Source organism: Shewanella sp., from assembly GCF_051658185.1.
Classification (GTDB): domain Bacteria; phylum Pseudomonadota; class Gammaproteobacteria; order Enterobacterales; family Shewanellaceae; genus Shewanella.
In genome coordinates this window covers 1-4183 of the sequence record NZ_JBOFMC010000267.1, presented here as the reverse complement: position 1 = coordinate 4183, position 4183 = coordinate 1, and the positions used below count along the sequence as shown (strand labels likewise).

At 49.8% G+C, this 4183-nt stretch carries 6 protein-coding genes and 1 pseudogene; 3 read left to right on the top strand and 4 right to left on the bottom strand.

From position 1 onward, the window contains the following. Positions 1-196 precede the first annotated feature (196 nt). Together ACRCZA_RS10265 and ACRCZA_RS10260 are read right to left on the bottom strand one after the other, a co-directional pair. Positions 197-850, bottom strand: coding sequence for a DUF2959 domain-containing protein (locus ACRCZA_RS10265; RefSeq protein ID WP_438674341.1), 654 nt, complete (start codon positions 848-850; stop codon positions 197-199). Positions 851-878: 28 nt separating this feature from the next. Beyond that, positions 879-1100: a hypothetical protein gene (locus ACRCZA_RS10260; RefSeq protein WP_438674340.1), complete on the bottom strand. Its 222-nt coding sequence runs from the start codon at positions 1098-1100 to the stop codon at positions 879-881. Between the two features lie 80 nt (positions 1101-1180). On the opposite strand from ACRCZA_RS10260, the gene ACRCZA_RS10255 reads away from it, so the two are divergent. The 3 genes from ACRCZA_RS10255 (at position 1181) to azoR (ending at position 3474) form a co-directional block, all read left to right on the top strand. Next, positions 1181-2062 (top strand): virulence factor BrkB family protein, encoded by an 882-nt coding sequence (locus tag ACRCZA_RS10255; protein WP_438674339.1) that lies wholly within the window; start codon positions 1181-1183, stop codon positions 2060-2062. Positions 2063-2204: 142 nt separating this feature from the next. Continuing rightward, complete coding sequence (gene dtd / locus ACRCZA_RS10250) at positions 2205-2642, top strand: D-aminoacyl-tRNA deacylase (protein WP_438674338.1); 438 nt, start codon at positions 2205-2207, stop codon at positions 2640-2642. A gap of 235 nt (positions 2643-2877) precedes the next feature. Further along, positions 2878-3474, top strand: coding sequence for an FMN-dependent NADH-azoreductase (gene azoR / locus ACRCZA_RS10245; RefSeq protein ID WP_438674343.1), 597 nt, complete (start codon positions 2878-2880; stop codon positions 3472-3474). A 111-nt stretch (positions 3475-3585) separates the two neighbouring features. On the opposite strand, the gene ACRCZA_RS10240 is transcribed toward azoR, so the two are convergent. Then, positions 3586-3927 (bottom strand): rhodanese-like domain-containing protein, encoded by a 342-nt coding sequence (locus tag ACRCZA_RS10240; RefSeq protein ID WP_438674342.1) that lies wholly within the window; start codon positions 3925-3927, stop codon positions 3586-3588. 131 nt (positions 3928-4058) lie between these two features. Beyond that, a pseudogene (locus ACRCZA_RS10235) lies at positions 4059-4183 on the bottom strand (GNAT family N-acetyltransferase); the annotation flags it as partial.

The following is a 4183-nucleotide window of genomic DNA, read 5'->3' as shown; positions in this document are numbered from 1 at the left end:
GACTTGCTGCGGGTCGTTGAGCAAATACCATGGTTCGCCCTTAAATATGGCCTGCATTTAATAACCAAGCAGTGATATTCGCTTTTCTATATTTAGCGCCCTTCAATATTTAACGCTCTTCTGTCCAACAATGAGCCCGTGAATCACTCTGTATCAGACTGATCCACGCCAACGCCTTAAAGCCGCCCTAGCGCCCTTAATCTTTGGACTTTTCGAGGGCCTCGATAAAGCGATTCGACTCGGCTATCGAGCTATTCATCTCTTTGATAAGGCCTGAAATATCAGTCTGTAAACTGGCAAACTCCCCTTTGATGGCGCCAATGGTTTGGGCGTTGAGGTTGTGTTTAAGGTACAGCATATTGTCTTTCATTGCCGTGAGAATGGGGGGCATTTTGGCTTCGGCGCGGCGCATGCTTTTTACCAGTTGCTGATAAGCGCGACGAGTTTCCTTAAGCTTGGCTTCGCTGCTGCGGCGCAGATTGGCTTTGCTGATCTCGTTAATTTCGTTTTGCCATTCTTCAAATAATGCCTCGGCCACATCTTCGACTTTATTGATGCGATTACTGACATTATCGGCGGCCTCTTGGGCTGATTCGTACTCGTCTTTTGCCTTGTTATAGGCTTTTTCAAGGTTGCCGCCGCGATGATTGAGTAGCGCTTGCATCTCTTCAAGGGCAGAGCTGAACTCTTGTTGTGCGTTCTCTTGGGAGGCTTTAGCGTCTTTAACCCGATCAACCATGATATCGCGTTTATGGTAACCGACCTTTTCCATGGCTCCGTAATAGGCGGTTTGACAGCCGCTAAGCAGCAGGCTGGCGGCAATTAGGCTTGAGCTGAGTAATCGTTTCATTGGCTATACCATGCTGAGTTAAATGAAGTTAGTCGGCCTTAAATCGGGCTGCATCAATAATGGACCATAAATAGGCGATTGGCAGTAACACCCAGCCGACCAGTACCCAGACGAGCGCCCCGGCAATGGCCCAAAACAGGAAAAACGCAAGTGCCGCGAGTAATCGTCCTTGTAATAGTTGCCCTAATCCCGGGATAAATAAATTGCACAGTGCGGCCAGTACGTTACCGCCAGATCCTTGTTGAGACATCAATTCGCTCCTTAGGCTTGTAAATTCAGTATTGATTGTACGAAGATAATGAGTCTATACCAAAATAATCAGGAAAACCCGTGACAAACAAGCGAGCAGCAGCACACATTGGCGTGTTTTTCCTCGGGGTGTGGCATTTTTTACTGCACTTAAAGCAGCGTTTAGCTGAGGATCAAATTAATATCCGCGCGGGGCATTTGGCCTATGTGACGCTATTATCACTGGTGCCCATGGTGGCCGTGACGATGTCGATGTTATCCGCTTTTCCGGTATTTAAGGGCATCCGCGAACAGATCGAGGCGTTTGTGTATGCCAATTTTTTGCCCGCGGCGGGCGATACAGTGCAAGCCTATATCAATGAATTTGTTGGTAATGCCTCTAAGGGAACGGCGGTTGGCGTGGCGGTATTAGTGGTGGTGGCGATCATGCTGATCTCGGCCATTGATAAATCCCTGAATAATATTTGGCGCACCTCACGCCAACGTTCGGTGGTGGTGGCATTTTCGATGTATTGGATGGTGATTACCCTCGGCCCGGTGTTGGTGGGTGCCAGTTTGTTAGCCTCTTCTTATCTTATCTCTCTTAAGTTTTTTGAGGACGCGGCGATATCTGGCATGTTGGCCATGGTGATCGAGCGTCTCCCTATGTTGTTTTCGGTCGCGGCATTTTTACTGCTGTATATGGTTGTCCCCAATCAAAAAGTGAAGTTTTTACATGCCGTGATTGGCGCGGTGGTGGCTGCGTTATTGTTTGAATTAACTAAAAAAGCGTTTGGCTTGTATGTGACACAGTTTCCCAGTTATGAGGCGATTTACGGGGCGTTAGCGACCATCCCCATTCTATTTGTGTGGGTCTATTTGTCTTGGATTGTGGTGCTGCTAGGGGCGGAGATCACCGCGGCTTTGCCCGAATATTTAGATGATGCACCGCCCCAGCCTGCCACGACGGAGGAGCCGCACTAACTGTAGGGCTTGGCCTCCGTGAGATAAGCGGTTTGAGTCTGCTAAGCCCGCTGAGCTAGGTCGGCGGCCAGTGCCAAGCCATCGACGTCAACTACACCCATGGCGTAAGCTAAGGCCATGTCAGTATTTAGAAGGAATAAGAGTGATTGCGTTAATACAAAGAGTGACGCGCGCCAGTGTCGAAGTAGAACAGCAGACCGTTGGCGCGATTGATAAAGGTTTGTTGGTGCTCCTTGGGGTGGAGCGGGAAGATACCCCAGAGAAAATGCAAAAATTAGCCACTAAAGTTATGAATTATCGCGTATTTTCTGACGAAAATGGCAAGATGAATCTCAATCTGACCCAAGCGGGCGGTGCTCTGCTGGTGGTCTCGCAATTTACCCTCGCCGCCGATACCGAGCGCGGACTACGGCCCAGTTTTTCAGGTGCGGGCACGCCAGCGCAGGCCTTGGCGCTGTATGAGGCCTTTGTCGATTTTTGCCGCGCTCAAGGGGTGATGACTCAGACCGGGCAATTTGGTGCCGACATGCAGGTGAGCCTAGTGAACGATGGCCCGGTGACTTTCCAGTTGCAGGTGTAGTCACGCCGCTTGGCGTTTGGCTTGGGCGCGCTTGGCTTGGGAGCTTGGCTTAGGAGCTTGCCGCTGCATGCTTGGCGCCTAGCGTTAAGCCTGAGTGGCAATAGGCTGAAACGCAAACGTTCTAAAAAATCGAATGTAATCTCACAATTTATCCGCTTTTATTCCTGTTTATTGGCCAATACACTCTGTCTTATCCCATTGGGGCACTTAAGCAGTCGGTATTGAGGAGCAGATGATGTCTAACGTTTTAGTATTAAAATCCAGCATTCTTGGCGGTTATTCACAATCAGCGTTGTTAGTGGATCACTTAATGCAGCACTGGGAAAGCCAAGGCGCTAGCATCAGTGTGCGTGACTTAGCGGGCAAAGATGTGTTGCCTATGGTGGATGGTGAAATTGCCTCTGGCTTACGTGGCGGCGCGGATTTAACGCCGCGCCAGCAAGCGATGCTGGCTCTTTCTGATAGCTTAGTGGCAGAGCTAAAGGCGAACGACACGATTGTCATCGCCGCGCCTATGTATAACTTTACTATTCCCACTCAGTTGAAAAACTGGATTGATTTTGTGGCCCGCGCGGGTGTGACCTTCACTTATACCGAAAAGGGACCAAAAGGCTTAGTGGAAGGTAAACGCGCGGTGTTGATCACCACACGTGGCGGTGCTCACAAAGATGGCCCAACGGATCATGTGGTGCCTTACTTAAAAACCGTCCTCGGTTTTATTGGTATCACGGATGTGGATGTGGTTTATGCTGAAGCGCTGAACATGGGTCCAGAGGCCAACCAAAAAGGGATTCACGCAGCTAAAGCCAGTATTGATCAGTTAACCCTCTAATCTTAAAGATAACAATAATGCCGGCTTAGATGCCGGCATTATTGTTTATGCCGCTTGCAGGGGGGATGAACAAGATGTTGTCACGCCTGCCGCCTCACCGCCTGCCCCTCGTTAGGCTTTGGCAGGCGTTGGCGTCGGTTGGTAGCACAGCAGATCGGTTAGCGATCCGCCATTGACGACACACTCAAAGCCATTGGCCCTTAACATGTCGCAGCCCTTTTGAGCGCGAATGCCCGCGCCGCAGTAAAGCACAAAGGGGTGTTGTTTGTTTTCAACCTGCTGCAACCATTGCTCGAGTGTTGGCAGCGGCACATTGATGGCCTGAGGCAAATGACCCGAGGCAAACTCTTCTGCTGAGCGCACATCTAGCACCTGCGCACCTTGTTCAATCAGTTGCCAACATTTTTCACCACTGCTGCTGCCAGATAATTTAGCCAGTAAAGATTGAAACATCATGCCGCCCTATAATTAGAAAATTTTCAATAAGATTATTCTAATTAATTGACGGCTGCAAGCTTGAAAGGGTGCGCTAGCGAAGATCGCGTTTATTGAGGGCTTTATCACTGCCGAGCACGCAGGGGACACTATAGGTTTTTGGTCATAAATACGCTATTGGGGTCGAGCTGGTAATCGGCGAAGGGGCCGCATTGTTCAAAGCCAAACTTAGCATAGAGATGGCGGGCTGGCTGAAAAAAGGCCATTGAGCCGG